General features: G+C 70.4%; 1 protein-coding gene and 1 pseudogene. One reads left to right on the top strand and one right to left on the bottom strand.

The features are described from left to right. The first annotated feature begins 101 nt into the window (after positions 1-101). Complete coding sequence (locus tag ACK8HX_RS15755; protein ID WP_411941673.1) at positions 102-596, top strand: YajQ family cyclic di-GMP-binding protein; 495 nt, start codon at positions 102-104, stop codon at positions 594-596. 54 nt (positions 597-650) lie between these two features. On the opposite strand, the pseudogene ACK8HX_RS15750 reads toward ACK8HX_RS15755, so the two are convergent. Continuing rightward, a pseudogene (locus ACK8HX_RS15750) lies at positions 651-1,031 on the bottom strand (hypothetical protein); the annotation flags it as partial.

Raw genomic sequence — 1,031 nt, 5'->3', positions numbered from 1 at the left:
CAACCTGCCTGGTGCGCATGGAAGGATAGCAAGCCGTACTCGACTCACCGAATCGGCCGTCCAGCACCCCGGACCGGCCCCGAGGCAACCCTGGAGGACCCGTGGCGGACAGCAGCTTCGACATCGTCAGCACCTACGACAAGCAGGAGATCGCGAACGCCGTCAACGCGGCGGCGAAGGAGATCGCGAACCGCTACGACTTCAAGAACGTCGGTGCCCGGGTCGAGCTCGCCGGCGAGGTCATCAAGATGGAGGCCAACAGCGAGGACCGCTGCAAGGCCGTCCTCGACGTCGTGCAGACGTGGCTCGTCAAGCGGGGCGTCTCGCTCAAGCACCTAGAGGTCCCCGAGGCCGGGCCGCGCCTGTCGGGCAAGGAGTACAAGCTCGACGTGGGGCTCAAGGAGGGCATCTCCTCCGAGAACGCCAAGAAGATCACCAAGATCATCCGCGACGAGGGCCCGAAGAACGTCAAGACCCAGATCCAGGGCGACGAGGTCCGCGTCACGAGCAAGTCGCGCGACGACCTCCAGGCCGTACAGCGCCTGCTCAAGGAGAAGGACCTCGACGTCGCGCTGAACTACACGAACTACCGCTGAGGCGGCGCCCGCCACGGGATCCTCTCGGCCGGCGAGGCGGGGGCGGTCGACCGGTCAGAACGGCGGGACGTCGAGGCGGCGCACCCGACGTCCCGGGGCGTTTAGGAGGTCGCCGCGGCGTCCGGTGACCCCTGCGGCCTCGCTGCGCCCGGCCAGTCGGGCGTGGAGGACGCTGAGCCGGCGGTCGCGGGGGCAGGCTCGGGTCCACACCGTGGCGCCGGGGAGCCGTTGCAGGAGGTGTTCGAGCTGGATGCCGGACCTCGTGTCGCCGAGGGAGGCGGGCTCGCCGGCGGTCTGGGAGGGACGGGCGGGGGTCTGGTCGGGGGCGGGGAGGACGGCGCCGTGGAGGGCGTCCTGTGGGTGGGTGGTGGTGACGCGCCCGGTGGGGTCGGTCCATTCGAGGACGGCGCCGGGCATCATGCGGGCGGTCCAGCC

It is taken from the genome of Oryzobacter faecalis, assembly GCF_046764005.1.
Taxonomy (GTDB): Bacteria; Actinomycetota; Actinomycetes; order Actinomycetales; family Dermatophilaceae; genus Oryzobacter; species Oryzobacter faecalis.
Note: the sequence above shows the minus strand (reverse complement) of the source record. Positions and strands in the feature narration are given on the sequence as shown.